General features: G+C 73.6%; 17 protein-coding genes. 11 read left to right on the top strand and 6 right to left on the bottom strand.

Annotation, left to right across the window (positions count from 1 at the left end):
* Positions 1–58 precede the first annotated feature (58 nt).
* On the bottom strand, positions 59–991 hold the full coding sequence (locus OG580_RS10130; protein ID WP_267043318.1) for an NADP-dependent oxidoreductase: 933 nt from the start codon (positions 989–991) through the stop codon (positions 59–61).
* Between the two features lie 89 nt (positions 992–1,080).
* Between OG580_RS10130 and OG580_RS10125 the strand changes: the two genes are divergently transcribed.
* The 5 genes from OG580_RS10125 to OG580_RS10105 all read left to right on the top strand — a co-directional run bounded on the left by OG580_RS10125 (position 1,081) and on the right by OG580_RS10105 (position 5,729).
* Positions 1,081–2,019, top strand: a complete 939-nt coding sequence (locus OG580_RS10125) for an AraC family transcriptional regulator (RefSeq protein ID WP_267043317.1) — start codon at positions 1,081–1,083, stop codon at positions 2,017–2,019.
* Positions 2,020–2,121: 102 nt separating this feature from the next.
* Positions 2,122–2,586, top strand: coding sequence for a GNAT family N-acetyltransferase (locus tag OG580_RS10120; RefSeq protein WP_267043316.1), 465 nt, complete (start codon positions 2,122–2,124; stop codon positions 2,584–2,586).
* A 196-nt stretch (positions 2,587–2,782) separates the two neighbouring features.
* On the top strand, positions 2,783–3,637 hold the full coding sequence (locus OG580_RS10115; RefSeq protein WP_267043315.1) for a MaoC/PaaZ C-terminal domain-containing protein: 855 nt from the start codon (positions 2,783–2,785) through the stop codon (positions 3,635–3,637).
* Between the two features lie 41 nt (positions 3,638–3,678).
* Complete coding sequence (locus tag OG580_RS10110; protein WP_267043314.1) at positions 3,679–4,755, top strand: Zn-dependent alcohol dehydrogenase; 1,077 nt, start codon at positions 3,679–3,681, stop codon at positions 4,753–4,755.
* Between the two features lie 29 nt (positions 4,756–4,784).
* Entirely contained in the window at positions 4,785–5,729 is a 945-nt protein-coding gene (locus tag OG580_RS10105) for a 3-oxoacyl-ACP reductase (protein WP_267043313.1), read from the top strand.
* A gap of 311 nt (positions 5,730–6,040) precedes the next feature.
* Here OG580_RS10105 and OG580_RS10100 read toward each other — a convergent pair whose 3' ends face one another.
* On the bottom strand, positions 6,041–7,228 hold the full coding sequence (locus OG580_RS10100) for a hypothetical protein (RefSeq protein ID WP_267043312.1): 1,188 nt from the start codon (positions 7,226–7,228) through the stop codon (positions 6,041–6,043).
* Positions 7,229–7,447: 219 nt separating this feature from the next.
* Between OG580_RS10100 and OG580_RS10095 the strand changes: the two genes are divergently transcribed.
* From OG580_RS10095 to OG580_RS10075, 5 genes are all read left to right on the top strand, one after another.
* The gene (locus tag OG580_RS10095; protein ID WP_267043311.1) at positions 7,448–8,485 is read left to right on the top strand and encodes an ABC transporter substrate-binding protein; all 1,038 of its coding nucleotides are present in this window, start codon (positions 7,448–7,450) and stop codon (positions 8,483–8,485) included.
* Positions 8,486–8,644: 159 nt separating this feature from the next.
* Positions 8,645–9,463 carry a Nif3-like dinuclear metal center hexameric protein gene (locus OG580_RS10090; protein ID WP_267043310.1) on the top strand — a complete coding sequence of 273 codons (819 nt, stop codon included), beginning with the start codon at positions 8,645–8,647 and terminating at the stop codon, positions 9,461–9,463.
* Positions 9,460–10,200: a zinc ribbon domain-containing protein gene (locus tag OG580_RS10085; protein WP_267047955.1), complete on the top strand. Its 741-nt coding sequence runs from the start codon at positions 9,460–9,462 to the stop codon at positions 10,198–10,200. The genes OG580_RS10090 and OG580_RS10085 overlap by 4 nt, the downstream gene beginning before the upstream one ends.
* Complete coding sequence (locus OG580_RS10080) at positions 10,200–11,705, top strand: bifunctional RNase H/acid phosphatase (RefSeq protein WP_267043309.1); 1,506 nt, start codon at positions 10,200–10,202, stop codon at positions 11,703–11,705. Before OG580_RS10085 ends, OG580_RS10080 begins: the two co-directional genes overlap by 1 nt.
* Positions 11,706–11,749: 44 nt before the next feature.
* The gene (locus tag OG580_RS10075) at positions 11,750–12,571 is read left to right on the top strand and encodes a GNAT family N-acetyltransferase (RefSeq protein ID WP_267043308.1); all 822 of its coding nucleotides are present in this window, start codon (positions 11,750–11,752) and stop codon (positions 12,569–12,571) included.
* On the opposite strand, the gene eda is transcribed toward OG580_RS10075, so the two are convergent.
* A complete protein-coding gene (eda, locus tag OG580_RS10070; RefSeq protein WP_267043307.1) occupies positions 12,561–13,211 on the bottom strand; it encodes a bifunctional 4-hydroxy-2-oxoglutarate aldolase/2-dehydro-3-deoxy-phosphogluconate aldolase in 651 nt (216 codons plus the stop codon). The two genes, OG580_RS10075 and eda, sit on opposite strands and share 11 nt — an antisense overlap.
* Positions 13,212–13,284: 73 nt before the next feature.
* A complete protein-coding gene (yaaA, locus tag OG580_RS10065; RefSeq protein ID WP_267043306.1) occupies positions 13,285–14,052 on the bottom strand; it encodes a peroxide stress protein YaaA in 768 nt (255 codons plus the stop codon).
* Positions 14,053–14,145: 93 nt separating this feature from the next.
* Here yaaA and OG580_RS10060 point away from each other — a divergent pair, with 93 nt between their 5' ends.
* The gene (locus OG580_RS10060) at positions 14,146–15,588 is read left to right on the top strand and encodes an RNB domain-containing ribonuclease (RefSeq protein WP_267043305.1); all 1,443 of its coding nucleotides are present in this window, start codon (positions 14,146–14,148) and stop codon (positions 15,586–15,588) included.
* Here the strand turns inward: OG580_RS10060 and OG580_RS10055 are convergent.
* A complete protein-coding gene (locus tag OG580_RS10055) occupies positions 15,533–16,450 on the bottom strand; it encodes a hypothetical protein (RefSeq protein WP_267043304.1) in 918 nt (305 codons plus the stop codon). The genes OG580_RS10060 and OG580_RS10055 overlap by 56 nt on opposite strands.
* The gene (locus OG580_RS10050) at positions 16,447–17,196 is read right to left on the bottom strand and encodes a MerR family transcriptional regulator (protein ID WP_267043303.1); all 750 of its coding nucleotides are present in this window, start codon (positions 17,194–17,196) and stop codon (positions 16,447–16,449) included. Before OG580_RS10050 ends, OG580_RS10055 begins: the two co-directional genes overlap by 4 nt.
* Positions 17,197–17,242 lie beyond the last annotated feature (46 nt).

Below are 17,242 nucleotides of genomic sequence, written 5' to 3'. Positions count from 1 at the left end.
AAACGTGCCCAGCGGCCGCGAGACGCGGAGGCCGGATTCCGGATCCGGCCACCTGGGCTCACGGGATGATGAGGACCTTGCCCCGGGTCCGGTCGGCTTGGCTGAGACGGTGGACGTCGGCGAGGTCGGCCAGGGGGCGCGATGAGCTGATGTCGACGCTGACCGTGCCCGTGTCGACGAGGTCCACAAGCGCCCTCAGATCCGCGACATCGTTTCGGGCGACCATGTGCATCGCGCTCACCCCGGCGTCGAGAGGCGGCTCGATCGGGGTCGCGATCGACACGATCCGCCCACCCTGCCGCACCAGGGGCACCAGGGCCGCGGCGTCCTGGGGGCTCAACGGGACCAAGTTGAACAGGATGTCCACCGGGCCGTCGAGCGCGGTGCTCACCGGTCGAGCGGTGTAGTCGATGACGAGGTTCGCCCCCTGCCGCAGGACCGCCTCGGTACTCCGGGGACCGGCCGTGGCGATCACCTCGGCCCCCGCGTACTTGGCAAGCTGCGTAACGAAGCCTCCGACGCCGCCACCCGCACCGTTGACCAGCACCCGCCGGCCCGCGGCCACCTTCCCGTGCTCGAAAACCGCCTGCCACGCCGTCAGGCCGGCGACAGGAAGCGCTGCGGCGTGAGCGAGCGGGATGGACTCCGGTGCGGCGGTCAATACGGCGGCGGGCGCCCGGACGTATTCGGCAGCCGCACCGCCGCCGTCGAGCCGTCCGATGACACGGTCGCCCACGGCGAACCCCTCCGCCCCCGCGCCGATCTCGGCTACGGTGCCGGCGACGTCCCAGCCGAGCGCGTAGGGCAAGTCCACGGGGAGGAACGCCTGCAGCAGCCCGGCACGCAACGCGGTCTCGGTGGGATTGAACGAGTTGGCGGCGACGCGAATGAGCACTTCACCGAAGTCGGGGCGTGGGCGCGGAACATCGTCGTAGCGGATCACGGAGGCATCGCCGAACTCGTGGATGCGGGCGGTCTTCATCATCGTCATACCGCGAATCTAAGACCGCTGATGAGCACGATCCATGCGTCAGAGTCCCCTCATTCATACGCGATCGTCTCGCACTCTACGCTCGGGACATGGACGTACTGAGCGATGTGGTCGCAGTGATGCGGACCGGTCGACCCCGGTCGGCGTATGTGCGATGGCATGCCCCGTGGGGACAGGAGTTCTCCTCCGTACCGGGGTCGGCGGGCTTCCAGGTGGTCCTACAGGGCTCCTGCTGGCTCCTGCCCACAGATGCGGAACCCGTCCGGCTGGACACGGGGGACGTGGTGTTCCTGCCGCACGGCAAAGGGCACACCCTGGCCGACAGCCCCCAGACCCCGGTGGCGGCCCCTGCCTGCGGCCCCGGTGACGCGGAGCAGTACGACGCCTACGCATCGGACAGCGTCGACAGGAGCGGAGACGGCGGCCCGGTCACCGTGTTGCTGTGCGGCGCCTACCAGCTCGATCCGTCCCGCGCTCACCCGCTGTTGCTGTCCCTCCCCGATCTGATCCACCTGCCTGCGCACCCGGGCCGTCGTGCCGAGTTGGGCTCAGCGGTGAAGCTGCTTGCCGCCGAACTGGAGACCCCGCGCCTGGGCACGGATGCGGCCGTCCCCGCACTCCTGGACACACTGTTGCTCTACATCCTGCGCATCTGGTTCGACGAACGGTCACTCCGAGGGGACCACACCACCGGATGGGCCGCCGCTCTGAACGACCCGCCGGTCACCGCCGCCCTCCACGCCATCCACCGCGACCTGGCAGCCCCGTGGACAGTGGCGAAGCTCGCCGCGGAAGCCGGGCTCTCCAGAGCACCCTTCGCCAAGCGCTTCGCTCGGCTGGTCGGCCAGCCACCCCTGGCCTACCTGACCTGGTGGCGGATGACCACGGCAGCACGACTGCTACGGACATCGGACGCACCGCTGAGATCGGTCGCCGCCCAAGTGGGCTACACGTCCGAGTTCGCCTTCGCCCACACGTTCAAGCGCGCGCACGGCACTCCGCCCGGAACCTACCGCCGGAAGGGCTGACCCGGAGCGGCCACACCTGAGCACGTTCAGTCGTACGCGGCTGGGTACGTTCCCTTGTACGCCGACAGCCGGTGTGCGGGTGGGCAAGGAATCACTGCCACGGTGGTAGGTCCCTTCGGTCTCGCGTCGCCGGAGGTGGGCGCCTATATCGGTGGCTCCCGGCCGCGCGACGAGCTCGAACGCGCGATGCCCGAGGTGTCCGGGCGGCGCCCCGGACTCTTCGTGGTCGATCTCGACGGAGCGATGATCGGCATGGTCACGCTCGACCGGCGCGACGCGGAACGTCCGGGGCACGTCCGTCCCGAGGCCGGAGAGACCGGGCTCGGCTCCATGTTCCTGCCGGAGGCATGGGGGAGCGGGTACGCCGCCGAGGCGTGCGCGGCGGCACTCGGCCGGCTCGCCGACGCGCTTCCCGGCGAGCCGGTGGTGCTCTCCACCCGGACCACCAACCACCGCGCGATGCGCCTCGCGGAGAAGCCGGGGTTCATCGAGGTGGAGCGGTTCGAGGAGTACGGGGCCGAGCAGTGGTTCGGCGTGTGGTCCTCGGCTCGATCCGTCACCTCCTGACGCTTCGTCAGATGGTGGGTGCGAGGAGGGTTCCCAACTCCCTGCGGCTCGGCTATACATGGGGTCCACCGACCTAGAACGCGTTCTAGAACGGCCGCGTTCCGGGACGGTCCCGCACGGCCTCGGTGCGACCGACGGTGCGGACGGTCGCACCGAGGTCTTTCCCGCCACCTCGCCCACGAGGAGCAGCAGCCCGATGCCGATCGACCCCGCCAAGGCCGTCGCCGCCGAACCCCGCAGCGCCGAGATCTCCTGGGACCACAAGGACGTCCAGCTCTACCACCTGGGCGTGGGCGCGGGCGTGCCCGCGACCGACCCCGACGAGCTCCGCTACACGCTGGAGTCCAGGCTCCACGTCCTCCCCAGCTTCGCCACCGTCGCGGGCGCCGGGATGGGTGTCGTCGGCGGGCTCTCCGCCCCCGGCATCGACATCGACCTCGCCGCCGTCCTGCACGGCGGCCAGTCGGTCACGCTCCACCGCCCCGTCCCCGTCAGCGGCCGGGCCGTCTCCACCTCCCGCGTCGCCGCCGTCTACGACAAGGGCAAGGCCGCCGTCCTCGTCCTGCGCTCCGAGGCCTCCGACGCCGACGGCCCGCTCTGGACCAACGACGCCCAGATCTTCGTACGCGGTGAGGGCGGCTGGGGCGGCGACCGCGGGCCCTCCGAGCGCCTCGCGCTTCCGGACCGGCAGCCCGACGCCACCGTCGAGCGCCCGATCCGCGAGGAGCAGGCCCTGCTCTACCGGCTCTCCGGCGACTGGAACCCGCTGCACGCCGACCCCGAGTTCGCCAAGCTCGCCGGCTTCGACCGGCCGATCCTGCACGGGCTCTGCTCGTACGGCATGACCCTCAAGGCCGTCGTCGACACCCTGCTCGACGGGGACGTCACCCGGGTCCGCTCGTACCGCACGCGCTTCGCGGGGATCGTCTTCCCCGGCGAGACCCTGCGCATCCGGATGTGGGCCGGCGAGGGCGGCGTCCAGGCGACGGTCACCGCCGTGGAGCGCGACGACGCCCCCGTACTCGCCGACACCGTCGTCGAACACTCCTGAGACCTCCGACCCAGATCCGTACTCCTGAGGGGAGCCGCACCATGCGCGCAGCCGTACTGCACGAGATCGGCCAGGACAAACTCGAAGTCCTCGACGACGTCGAGGCGGTGGGCTTCGGCCCCGGCAAGGTACGGATCCGCGTCCGGGCCACCGGCCTCTGCCACTCCGACGTCTCCGCGATGAGCGGCGTCCTCCCGCAGCCCGCCCCCTTCATCCCGGGGCACGAGGGCGCGGGCGAGATCCTCGACGTCGGCGACGGCGTCACCCACCTGACCCCGGGGCAGCGCGTCCTGCTCTGCTGGCTGCCCGCCTGCGGCAGCTGTCCCGCCTGCAAGCGCGGCCAGACGCAGCTCTGCCTGGCCGGCTTCATGAACGCCGGCACGCCCAACTTCAAGCGCCCCGGCGGGGATGTCTTCGGCTTCGCCGGCACCGGCACCTTCACCGAGGAGGTCGTCGTCGACGCGGGCTGCGCCGTCCCGATCCCCGACGACGTGCCCTACGACATCGCCGCCCTCATCGGCTGCGGCGTCACCACCGGCCTCGGCGCGGCCATCAACACCGCGAAGGTGGAGGCCGGTTCCTCGGTCGCCGTCATCGGCTGCGGCGGCGTCGGCATCTCCGCGATCCAGGGCGCCAAGCTCCAGGGCGCCGCCCAGATCATCGCCGTCGACCCGGTCGCGTCCCGGCGCGAGGCCGCGCTGCGCTTCGGCGCCACGGAGGCGATCGCCCCGGACGCGCTCGCCGACGCCAAGCAGCGGATCACCGCGGGCGAGGGCTTCGACTACGTCTTCGAGGTCGTCGGCAAGTCCGCCACCGCCCGCACCGCCTACGAGACGACCCGGCGCGGCGGCACCCTCTGCATCGTCGGCGCGGGCGCCCTCGACGACTTCCTGCAGCTCAACATGTTCGAGCTGTTCTTCGACGAGAAGCGGATCCTGCCCTCCATGTACGGCGGCGGGGACGTGCTCACGTCGTACGAGCGGACCATCGCGCTCTGGCGGGCCGGCCGCGTCGACCTGGAGTCGCTCATCACCCACCGGGTGCCGCTGGCCGGGATCAACGAGGCACTGGAGCAGATGCGTACGGGCGCTGCACTCCGCACCTGCATCGAGATCTGAGATCCGACACCTGAGAGGACTTCTGCGAGATGTCACTCCCTCTTGAGGGTTTGAGCGCGATCGTCACCGGCGCCGGGCGGGGTCTCGGCCGCGCCGAGGCGCTCGAACTGGCCCGGCTCGGCGCGGCCGTCGTCGTCAACGACTACGGGCAGGCCGGCCGCGACGGCTCCGGAGAGGCCTCCGCGGCACCCGCCGAGGAGGTCGCGGCGGAGATCCGCGCGGCGGGCGGCCGGGCGGTCGCGCACCTCGGCGACGTCTCCGACTTCGAGACGGCCCGGGGCCTGATCGACCTGGCGGTGGCCGAGTTCGGGAAGCTGGACATCCTGGTCAACAACGCGGGCATCCTGCGCGACCGGATGGTCTTCTCGATGAGCGAGGACGAGTGGGACTCCGTCGTACGGGTCCACCTCAAGGGCCACTTCAACACCACCCACTTCGCGGCGGTGCACTGGCGGGGCCGGTCGAAGGCGGGGGAGGCCGGCGTCTACGGCCGGATCGTCAACACCTCCTCCGAGGCCTTCCTCGCCGGCTCGGCCGGCCAGCCCAACTACGCGGCGGCCAAGGGCGGCATCGTGGGCCTGACGACCTCGTCGGCGCTCGCGCTGGCCCGGTACGGGGTGACGGCCAACGCCATCTGCCCGCGGGCCAGGACCCGGATGACGGAGGACGTCTTCGCCGGCTTCGCCGAGCCGACGGCCGAGGGCGACCTCGACCCGCTGTCCCCGGAGCACGTGGCGCCGCTCGTCGGCTACCTCGCGTCCCCCGCGGCGGCCGGGGTCAACGGCCAACTGCTCGTCGTCCACGGCGGGATGGTGGCGGTCGTGGACCGGCCCAGGGTGTCGGCCAAGTTCGACACGGCCAAGGAGGCGTTCACGTACGAGGAACTGGACTCCCTGCTGACTCCGCACTACGCGTCCCGCCCGGCGGGCGAGACGTTCGCGGCGGCGGAGGTGCTGTCCCTGAAGAAGGGCTGACACGGGGACAGGGGGCAGGGGGAAGGTGGGGAACGACGATGGGCCCCGGGGAGACCCGGGGCCCATCGTCGTACTCGCTGAACCGCTTGCTGGACTGCTCGGTTACTGCGCGTCGGGTTCGCGGCGGTGGCGCCCGCGCGGTGAGGACGTGGAGTCCTCCGCCGGCGAGGCCTGACCACGATGCCTTCCGGAGCTGTGGGGCTCCTTACCCTCCGTGCTTGCTTCCGACATGCTGGAACTCACCCCGTAGAAATCGGTCGTGCGGTCGTGCTGTCTTGCTGTCGTACCTGTCTTGCTGTGCGGCCCGGAGTCTAGCCAGCGGGTTTACGGTCGGTCAGAGGCGCCTGCTGCAAAGGCACCGGACGGCACACCCGGGGCTCGTCGACGATCACGATCGGCACCGCCACCGGCTCCGGCTCGGGCGGGGTCTCCAGGTCCGCGAGCCCGCACGGCGCCCCGGCCGTCGCGTACGGCAGCCGCAGCACGCCCTCGGCCGTCCACAGCCCCGCACCGGCCAGCCAGCCCACGGGGGCGGCCGACTGGGCCATCCGGCGGGACGAGGGCTCCCAGGTCCCCACCCAGCTTCCGCCCGCCGCGTCGATCCGCAGCGCCACCGAGCAGCTCTCCGGCATCAGGACCTGCCCCGGCTGCACCGCGAACGGCGTCACCGCCGCGTCGTCGAGCCGCAGGCACTCCGGGAACCGCACCGGCAGCAGGCTCCCGAGCACGCCCCAGCCGAGCCGGTCGTGCCCCGGCGACGGCGCGTCGGAGCGGATGAGGAGCAGCCCGCTGTCCGGGTCGGCGAGGAGCAGCCGGTCGTCGCTCTCCTCGGTGATCTGGAGCAGCGGCGTCACCTCGCCGCCCCGCTCCAGGTCGACGGCGACGGCCTTCACCGGCCCGTCGCCGAGCCGCCGGTCGAGCGCGAGCATCCGGCCCGTACGGTCGAGCCACACCCCGCCCGTGCAGCGGCCCTGCACCTCCGCGACCTGTTCGGGGCCGAAGGCGCCGCCCGCCACCAGCCACAGCGTCGTCGTGTCGGGGCCGACGCACATCGCGTACGCGCAGATGCCGTCCGGCGAGGGCGGCAGCAGGACGAGCCGCTCGGAGCCGGGTGCCTCGACGGCGCCGAGCTGGAGCTCGCCGGTGGCGGGGCCGGTGGGGTAGAGCAGCGAGAACGTGTTCCGCCGCCCGTCCACGCGGCGGGCGACGAGGACCCGGCCGTCGGCGAGGGGCAGCACCCGGGTGTGCGGCTCCTCCGGCTGGCCGAGGGGGAGCGGTACGGCGTACGGCTCCGGGCCGTCGAGCGTCCACCGCTCCACGTACAGGGCGTCTCCGGCGCCCGCGAGCCTGGCCGCGTACGCGCCGTTGGCCGTGATGGCGAAGCCGGGGGACCCGGCCGATCCGGCGGTCCCCGGGGGCCCCGGGGGCCCGGTGGGTCCGGCCGGGACCTGGTCGCGGTCGTCGTCCTCGGCCGCGGTCTCGATGGCACACGCTGTCATCGACTCGTCACCTCCGGCCACGAAGCTAGTTTTCGCACTTCCAGCCGAACAACACGAGCACGGGCACTTCACACATAAGGGTGGTCGTCCGGCGGTTCGGCTGAGGGGGAGGGGGCGGCTGTGCTGGAGTGACCCGTGATGAGTAAGGTAAGGCGAACCTAAGCGGAGCCCATGGCTCCGGTCGGTCGCGCCCTCCCTCCCCGTACCAGGAGCCTTCTCATGTCCTTCCGCCGCCGCGGCACCGCCGCCGTCGTCGCCCTCGCCGCCGCGCTCTCGCTCGCGGCCTGCGGAGGAGGGGACTCCGGGTCCGACGCCTCCGCGAAGGAGGACGCGACCAAGAAGAAGGACGTCGCCACCGGCGGCAAGGACTTCGGCGACGCCGCCGCCAAGACCGCGGCCATGGGCACCGACGCGAAGCCCGGCCAGTTCCCGCGCACGCTCACCCACGCCCTCGGCACGACCGAGCTCAAGGCCGCCCCCAAGCGGGTCGTCGTCCTCGACGTCGGCGAGCTCGACAACGTCGTCTCCCTCGGCATCCAGCCCGTCGGCTACGCCCCCTCCGAGGGTGACGACGGCATCCCCGGCTACCTGAAGAAGGACGCCGGCACCCCGAAGTCCGTCGGCACCATCAACAACCTCAACCTGGAGGCCATCGCCAACCTCCAGCCCGACCTCATCCTCGGCAGCCAGCTCCGCGCCGCCGACAAGTACGACGAGCTGTCGAAGATCGCACCGACCGTCTTCTCCATCCGCCCGGGCTTCACCTGGAAGGAGAACTACCTCCTCAACGCCGCCGCGCTCGACCGGACGGCCGAGGCGAAGACGAAGCTCGCCGCGTACGAGACCAAGGCGAAGCAGCTCGGCGCCGACATCGGCGCGGACAAGCCGACCGTCTCCATGGTCCGCTACCTCCCCGGCAAGATCCGCCTCTACGCGAAGGCCTCCTTCATCGGCACGATCCTGGAGGACGCCGGCCTGCCCCGGCCGAAGAACCAGCAGATCGACGAGCTCGCGGCCGAGATCAGCCCGGAGAAGATCGACGAGGCCGACGCCGACTGGATCTTCACCGGCGTCTACGGCGACGCCAAGGCCACCAAGAAGGACACGGCCCAGGCCAACCCGCTCTGGAAGAACCTCACGGCCGTCAAGGCCGGCCAGGCCAAGGACGTCCCGGACGAGACCTGGTACCTCGGCCTCGGCGTGACCGCGGCGAACAGCGTCCTCGACGACCTGCGCGAGGACCTCGTGAAGAAGTAGCCGGTAGCCCCCGGGGACCGCGTACGGGCGGACGGGCCGGTACGCCTACGCCGTCGACCGTGTGCCGACCGGACCCGCCGGTACGCGGTCGGCCGTGTGCCGACCGGACCCGCCGGTACGCCCGGACTGTGGGGCACGGGAGCCAGGTAGCCTTCTCTCGTGCCCCGTCTGTCTGAAGTCATCGCCGCGCTCGACGCCCTCTGGCCGCCCCAGCGGGCCGAGCAGTGGGACGCCGTCGGCACCGTCTGCGGCGACCCCGACGCCGAGGTCACCCGCGTCCTGTTCGCCGTCGACCCCGTCCAGGAGATCGCCGACGAGGCGATCGCCCTCGGCGCCGACCTGCTCGTCACCCACCACCCGCTCTATCTGCGCGGTACGACGACGGTCTCGGCCGGCCACTTCAAGGGCCGCGTCGTGCACGGCCTCATCAAGCACGACATCGCCCTCCACGTCGCGCACACCAACGCCGACACCGCCGACCCCGGCGTCTCCGACGCCCTCGCCGGCGCGCTCGACCTCAGGATCACCGGCCCGCTCGTGCCCGAGAACAACCTCGGCCGGATCTGCGAGCTCGACCACCCCGAGACCCTCGCCGAGTTCGCAGCCCGCGCCGCGAAGCGGCTGCCCGCCACCGCGCAGGGCATCCGGATCGCCGGCGACCCCGGCATGACCGTGCGCCGCGTCGCCGTCAGCGGCGGCTCCGGCGACAGCCTCTTCGACGCCGTACGGGCCGCGGGCGTGGACGCCTTCCTCACCGCCGACCTGCGCCACCACCCGGTCTCCGAGGCCACCCAACAGTCCCCGCTGGGACTGGTCGACGCCGCCCACTGGGCCACCGAATGGCCCTGGTGCGAGCAGGCCGCCGCCCAGCTCGACGAGATTTCCGACCGCCACGGCTGGGACCTCCGCGTCCACGTCTCGAAGACGGTCACCGACCCCTGGTCCGCCCACCACACCTCCCCTGGAGCCCCCAACTGAACGCCGCGCCCGCCGACCAGATCCGCCTCCTCGACGTCCAGTCCCTGGACGTCCGACTCCAGCAGCTCGCCCACAAGCGCAAGTCGCTGCCCGAGCACGCCGAGATCGAGTCGCTGAACAAGGACCTCACCCAGCTGCGCGACCTGCTCGTCGCCGCGCAGACCGAGGAGAGCGACTGCGGCCGCGAGCAGACCAAGGCCGAGCAGGACGTCGACCTGGTCCGCCAGCGCGCCACGCGCGACCAGCAGCGGCTCGACTCCGGGGCCGCCTCCCCGCGTGACCTGGAGAACCTCCAGCGCGAGCTCGTCTCCCTCGCCAAGCGCCAGGGCGACCTGGAGGAGATCGTCCTCGAGGTCATGGAGCGCCGCGAGTCCGTCCAGGCCCACGTCGCCGAGCTGACCGAGCGGGTCTCCGCCGTCCAGGCCAAGACCGACGACGCCACCACCCGGCGCGACGCCGCCCAGAGCGAGCTGGACGCCGAGGCCGCCTCCGTCACCAAGGAGCGCGAGCTCGTCGCGGGCTCCGTCCCGGCGGACCTCCTCAAGCTGTACGAGAAGCTGCGCGAGCAGCAGGGCGGTGTCGGCGCGGCGCGGCTGTACCAGCGCAAGTGCGAGGGCTGCCACATCGAGCTCAACATCACCGAGCTGAACGATGTCCGGGCCGCCGCCCGCGACGCCGTCGTCCGGTGCGAGAACTGCCGCCGGATCCTGGTCCGCACCGCGGAGTCCGGTCTGTAATGACCACGTCTTCGCGTGAGGTGATCGTCGAGGCCGACGGAGGCTCCCGGGGCAACCCGGGGCCCGCCGGTTACGGGGCCGTGGTCCTGGACCCGGTGACGGGCGAGACGCTCGCGGAGGCGGCCGAGTACATCGGCGTGGCGACGAACAACGTCGCCGAGTACAAGGGCCTGGTGGCGGGGCTCAAGGCGGCCCGGGCGCTCTTCCCGGACGTCACCGTCCACGTCCGCATGGACTCCAAGCTGGTCGTCGAGCAGATGTCCGGCCGCTGGAAGATCAAGCACCCGGACATGAAGCCGCTGGCGGCCGAGGCGGGGCGGGTCTTCCCGGCGGGCCGGGTCCGCTACGAGTGGATCCCGCGCGAACTGAACAAGCACGCGGACCGGCTCGCGAACGAGGCGATGGACGCGGGCAAGCAGGGCCGTCAGTGGGAGCCGTCGGCCTCCACGGCCGGCCTGGACGCCTCGGCCGCCCGCAACGCCGCCGCCCCGCCCCCGTCGGGCCCCCCTGGTGACGCGACCGCGGGCGCGGCCCGTGCCCGCGCGGCCCTGGCGACGCGGCCGGGCGGGACGCAGCCGCCCACCGGAGGCGCGACCTCCGGGCCCGCCGAGACCGGGGCTTCCGGTTCTTCCGCCGGACAGCCCGACGACGGCTTGTTCGCCCACGACGAGGCCCTCGCGGCCCAGGCCCGCGCCTCCCTCGCCTCGGCCGCGCACGCGCCGGCCGCCGCGCACGCGGAGGCGACCGGCGACTTCGAGGCCGAGGCGGCCGCCGTACTCCACACGGAGCCGGCCGCACCCGCGCAGGGCGGGACCCCGGAGGCCCAGCCGTCGACGGCGTCCTCCGCCGCGCCCCGGCAGGGATGGGCCGGGCCCGACATGGGCGCCCCGGCGACGTTCGTGCTGCTGCGCCACGGGGAGACCGCACTCACCCCCGAGAAGCGGTTCTCGGGGAGCGGCGGCACCGACCCCGAGCTGTCGGCGGCCGGGCTGCGCCAGGCCGAGGCCGTCGCCGAGGCGCTCGCCGCGCGCGGCACGATCCAGGAGATCGTCAGCTCGCCCCTCACCCGCTGCCGCCAGACCGCCGCCGCCGTCGCCGCCCGCCTCGGGCTCGACGTGCGGGTCGAGCGGGGGCTGCGCGAGACCGACTTCGGGGCCTGGGAAGGGCTGACCTTCGGCGAGGTCCGCGAGCGGTACCCGGACGACCTCGACGCCTGGCTGGCCTCCCCGAAGGCCGCGCCGACCGGCGGCGGCGAGAGCTTCGCGGCCGTCGCCCGACGCGTCGCGGCGGCCCGGGACCGGCTGACCGCCGCCCACGCCGGCCGTACCGTCCTCCTCGTCACCCACGTCACCCCGATCAAGACCCTGGTCCGGCTCGCGCTCGGCGCCCCGCCGGAGTCGCTGTTCCGGATGGAACTGTCGGCGGCCTCGATCTCGGCGGTGGCGTACTACGCGGACGGCAACGCGTCCGTACGGCTCCTCAACGACACCTCGCACCTGCGCTGAAAAGGGCTGGACGCCCCGCCCGGGGCGTACCAGCATCAGCGTCCATGACGTGGTTCTTCACCGAGGACGCCGCCGCCTTCCGTGCCGCCGCCGCCGACCTGCTGGCCGCCGAGGCGGCCCGTAACACCGCCGTGCTGACGCTCATGGACCGGGCGGACCGGCTCGGCTGGTGGGCCGAGCCGGACGGCAGGGTCACCGGAGTGGTCGCGGTCTCCCCGCCCCGCGAGCCGGCCTTCGGGGCGGTGACGGTGGAGGCGGCCCGCGCCCTCGTCCTCCCGGAGGGCGAGGCGCCGACGGCCGTACGGGGCGAGACGGCGGCCGTCGAGGCGTTCGCGGAGGCCACCGGCCGCCCCTGGACGGTCACCGTCCGCATGAGGCTCTTCCGGCTCGGTGAGCTCACCCCGCCGCAACCGGCCCCGGCCGGCCGCGCCCGCGTCGCCGTCGAGGCGGACATCCCCTTCGCCGCCGTCTGGGCGCGGGAGTTCGCCCGGGACATCGGGGAGAACGTCACGGGCAGGGACTTCACCGGACACGTCACGGAACGGGTCACCGACGGCCGCCTCGTCCTCTGGGAGACGCCCGATGGCCGGCCCGTGTCGATGGCGTCCGTCTCGCGCACGATCGAGGACCAGGCCCGGGTCCACCTCGTCTACACCCCGCCCGCCGAGCGCGGACGCGGCTACGCGGCCGGCGCCACCGAGGCGGCCAGCCGCGCCGCCCTCGACTCCGGCGCCACCCGGGTCCTCCTCTTCACGGACCTCGCCAACCCCACCAGCAACGCCCTCTACCAGCGGCTCGGCTACCGCCCGGTGACGGATCACCTGACGGTGGAGTTCCGGGGCGAACCCGCACCCGTCAGCGGCTGACGGGCGCGGGCACGGGCCCGCGCAGCGCCGCCGCCCCGCGGGCGAGGGACTCGACCCGGGCCCAGTCGCGGGCCGCGAGGGCGTCGGGCGGCAGCATCCACGTACCGCCGACGCAGCCGACGTTCGGGAGGGACAGGTAGGCGGGGGCGGAGGCGAGGGAGATGCCGCCCGTCGGGCAGAAGCGGGCCTGCGGGAGCGGGCCCGCGAGGGACTTCAGGTACGGGACGCCGCCCGCAGCCTCGGCGGGGAAGAACTTCATGTCCTCCACCCCGCGTTCGAGCAGCGCGACGACCTCCGAGGCCGTCGAGACGCCCGGCAGGAAGGGCACGCCCGACCCCAGCAGCGCGTCGAGGAGCCGCTCGGTCCACCCCGGGCTGACCAGGAACCGGGCCCCGGCGCCGACCGCGTCCGCGACCCCGGCCGCCGAGACGACGGTCCCCGCGCCGACGACGGCCCCCGGCACCTCGGCGGCGATCGCCCGCACGGCGTCGAGCGCGGCGGGGGTACGGAGGGTGACCTCGATCAGCGGCAGCCCGCCGGCCACCAGGGCGCGGGCCAGGGGTACGGCGTCGGCGGCGTCCTCGATCACGACCACGGGGACGACAGGGGATTCCGGGGCAAGGCCGAACACGCTCGTCATGGGCCTCATCGTGCCCACGACGAACGTGACGCGCAACGACCGTTGCGCAGGATGCAATGACTCTAGGCGGGCCCTAGTGGATCTCGTCCACCAGCACGTCCAGCGCCCCCGCCTTGCCACCGTCCTCGACCACGTACTTCAGATCCCGCAGCACCTCGGCCAGCTCCTCCGGCGAACCCGGCTCCGCGCCCGCCTCCAGGAGGCTCCGCACGATCCGGCCCTTCGTCGCCTTGTTGAAGTGGCTGACCACCTTCCGGGTCGGCGCGTGCAGCACCCGCACCGTCGCCGTCCGCGCCGCCACCTCGCCCTTCGGCTTCCACGCCGAGGCGTACGCCGACGAGCGCAGGTCCAGGACGAGCCCGTCCCCGGCCGCCTCCGGCAGCACCGACGCCATCGCGCCCCGCCAGTGCGCGCCCAGCGCGCCGAGCCCCGGCAGCTTCACCCCCATCGAGCAGCGGTACGACGGAATCCGGTCGGTCACCCGGACCGCGCCCCACAGCCCCGAGAACACCAGCAGGGACCGCCCCGCACGCTTCCGCGCCGTCGCGTCCAGGGTCGCCAGACCCAGCGCGTCGTACAGGACGCCCGTGTAGACCTCGCCGGCCGGGCGCGCGCCCGCCGTCCGCAGCTCCACGTTCTTCGCGACCTCGCCGCGCAGCCCCTCACTCAGGCCGAGGACCTCCCGCGCCTTCTCCTCGTCGGCCGCGCACAGCTCGACCAGCTCGTCCAGGACCGCCGCCCGCGCCTCCGCGAGCCCCGGCAGGGACAGCGACTCCGGCTTGAGCGGCGCCCCGCGCCCCGAGGAGGCCTTGCCTTCGGAGGGCGGCAACAGCACGAGCACGGTGGTTCTCCTTCGTACGGACGGGTGGGGGTGCGGCCCCGGCCGTCCAGCCTACGAGGTGCCGCACCCCGTCCCTCCCCATACGCTCGGTCCATGCCACGCCGCCACATCCACGTGACCGGCGCAGCCGAGGCTCCGCTCCGGGCCGCCCTGCGCGCACTCCGTACCGAGCTCGCGATCCCCGACGCCTTCCCGCCCGCCGTCCTCGCCGAGGCCGAGGCCGCCGCGAAGGCCCCCCGGATCCCCGCGTACGACGCCACCGACCTGCCGTTCCTCACGATCGACCCGCCCACCTCCACCGACCTCGACCAGGCCATGCACCTGGCCCGGCGGGCCGACGGCGGCTACCGCGTCCACTACGCCATCGCCGACGTCGCCGCCTTCGTCGCGCCCGGCTCCGCGCTCGACGCCGAGGCCCACCGGCGGGTCCTCACCCTCTACTTCCCCGACGGCAAGGTCCCCCTCCACCCCGCCGTCCTCTCCGAGGGAGCCGCCAGCCTCCTCCCCGGCGAACCCCGCCCCGCCCTGCTGTGGCGGATCGACCTCGACGCCGAGGGGCGCAGGGTCGCCACCGACGTCCGCCGCGCCCTCGTCCGCAGCCGCGCCAAGCTCGACTACGAGGGCGTACAGCGGCAGATCGACTCCGGTACGGCCGAGGAACCGCTCGCGCTCCTCCGCGAGATCGGGCGGCTCCGCGAGGCCCTCGAAGCCGAGCGCGGCGGGATCTCCCTCAACGTCCCCGAGCAGGAGATCGTCGAGACCGGCCGCACGTACTCCCTCGCCTACCGGGCGCCGCTGCCCGCCGACGGCTGGAACGCCCAGATCTCCCTGCTCACCGGGATGGCCGCCGCCGACCTCATGACCGCCGCCGGCATGGGCATCCTCCGCACCCTGCCCACGGCCCCGGACGGCGCGGTCGCCCGGCTGCGCCGCTCCGCGCGGGCCCTCGGCGTCGACTGGCCGCACCACGTCTCGTACGCGGACGTCGTGCGCTCCGCCGACCCGACGAACCCGCGCCACTCCGCGTTCCTCCAGGAGTGCACCACCCTCCTGCGGGGCGCCGGGTACACCGTCTTCACCGACGGTCACATCCCCACGCCGGCCGTGCACGCGGCCGTCGCCGACGAGTACACGCACTGCACCGCGCCGCTGCGCCGGCTCGTCGACCGGTACGCGGGCGAGCTGTGCGTGGCCGCGGTGGCGGGGAACGAGCCGCCCGAATGGGTACGGGCCGCGCTGCCCGCGCTCCCCGACGAGATGGCGACGGGCTCGCGCCGGGCCAACACCGTCGAACGCGAGAGCGTCGACATCGTCGAGGCGGCCCTCATGAAGGAGCGGGTCGGCGAGGTCTTCGACGCGTACGTGATCGACGTGAAGGAGCGCGAACCGGCCGTCGGCACCGTCCACCTGGAGGACCCGGCGGTCGTCGCCCGGATCGCGGGCGGCGACGCCGGGCTGCCGCTGGGGGAGTGGCTGCGGGTCAGGCTGGCGGAGGCGGACCCGGGATCGGCGAAGGTGCTGTTCGCACCCGTGTGAGGGCCGCCCCGAGCTCCCGTACGAGCGCCCGCGGGTCGTCCGCGTGCACCCGGAGGGTCCGTACGGGCCGGGGCGCGCCGAGCAGCCGGGGCGCGTCGACCGGCTCCGTCAGCTCGATGGTGACGGAGGTCTGCGAGCCGACGTCGAGGTTCAGCTCGCCCTCGGTCTTCTCGTGGGTGAAGAGCGACTCGTGCCGGACGGCGGCGATGAGGCCGAGCGGTACGGGGACGTCGACGTGCGCGGCCTGGCGCAGCCGCAGGACGTCACCGGTCAGGACGTGCGGGCGGGTCACGGAGGCCGCGTGCAGGCCGAGGACGAAGAGGACGGTGTAGACGTCCAGGACGAGGACGACCGCGTGGACGGCGGGCCAGTCGGCGAGCAGGTACGACATGCCGACCGTCTCGACGAGGCAGACGAACGCGAAGCCGTACATCAGGGCGGCCTGGTCGCGGGCGTGCGGGAAGACCCCGTCCGCGCCGGCCACTCCGTGCGGCCGCCGCGCGACCCACCGCGCGAGGCTCGTCATGAGCCGCAGCTCGTGCCCGACGAGCCGGAGCACCGGCTCGGGTACGAGCTCCGCCACGGCCTCCCGGGCGGAGAGCCCGCGCCGCCGCAGCCGGAGGTAGAGGAGCCCCTCGCCCGCCATGAGCGCCACGACCAGCACCTCGGCGACGGCGAGGACGGCCCCGGGTATCCGCACCCCGCCGACCAGACAGACGGCGAGGACGAGCTCGGCGGGCAGCGCGGTGTACGCGACGAGCCGCAGGCCCCGGAGAAGCCCGGCTTCGACACCCCGGGCTCGCGGCGCCTCGCCCCCGCCCTCGTACGCCTCGCCCACGCGTCGGACACCGGAGCCGGTCATCGGTCACCCTCCTGTCGATCCCTGACGAGCCGTACCGCGAGGCGGACGGCGGCGGACTGGGCCGGGGCGAGGTCGCCGAAGAAGACGTCCGCCAGGCCGCCCGCCCCCTCGGCCGGCAGTTCCACGCCCATCTCGTCCGGCAGGCAGGCGGCGAGCACCCGGGCGGCCTCCGCCACCCGCGGGTCGTCCGGCTCCGCCCCGGCGAGGGCGTCGAGGCGCGCGTACACCTCGTGCGCGTACTCCGCCGTCCCGTGCAGCAGGCCGATCAGCCGGGCCCGCTCCTCCTCCGGGACGATCGTGTCGAGCAGGGCCAGGATCTCGCGGTCCTTCGCCGCCATGGGCGAGCCGGACACCGGGCCGAGCCCCGCCAGGAGCTCGCCGAGCTCCGCCGACACCGGCCCCTCGGCGGGCAGCAGCCCGTCCCGCGCCCGGTCGAGCAGCGCGGCGAGCCGCTCCCGCCGCTCCCGGATCACCGCCTCCTGCCGCGCGAGGTCCTCCTCCAGCTCCCGGAGCACCTCCACGAGCCCCCGCCCCTCGTCGTCCGCGAGCACCCCGCGTACCTCGTCAAGCCCCAGCCCCAGCTCGGTCAGCCGCCGGATCCGCGCGAGCAGCACGGCGTCCCGGACCCCGTACTCCCGGTATCCGTTGGCCCGCCGCGCGGGCTCGGGCAGCAGCCCCGACTGGTGGTAGTGCCGCACGGCCCGAGGGGTGACCCCGACGAGCGCGGCGATCTCGCCGATACGCATGGCCCCAGTAGAAACCCTGACGTCGCGACAAGGTCAAGCGTGCTCC

Source organism: Streptomyces sp. NBC_00094, assembly GCF_026343125.1.
Taxonomy (GTDB): Bacteria; Actinomycetota; Actinomycetes; order Streptomycetales; family Streptomycetaceae; genus Streptomyces.
This window is presented reverse-complemented; position numbering and strand designations above follow the sequence as displayed.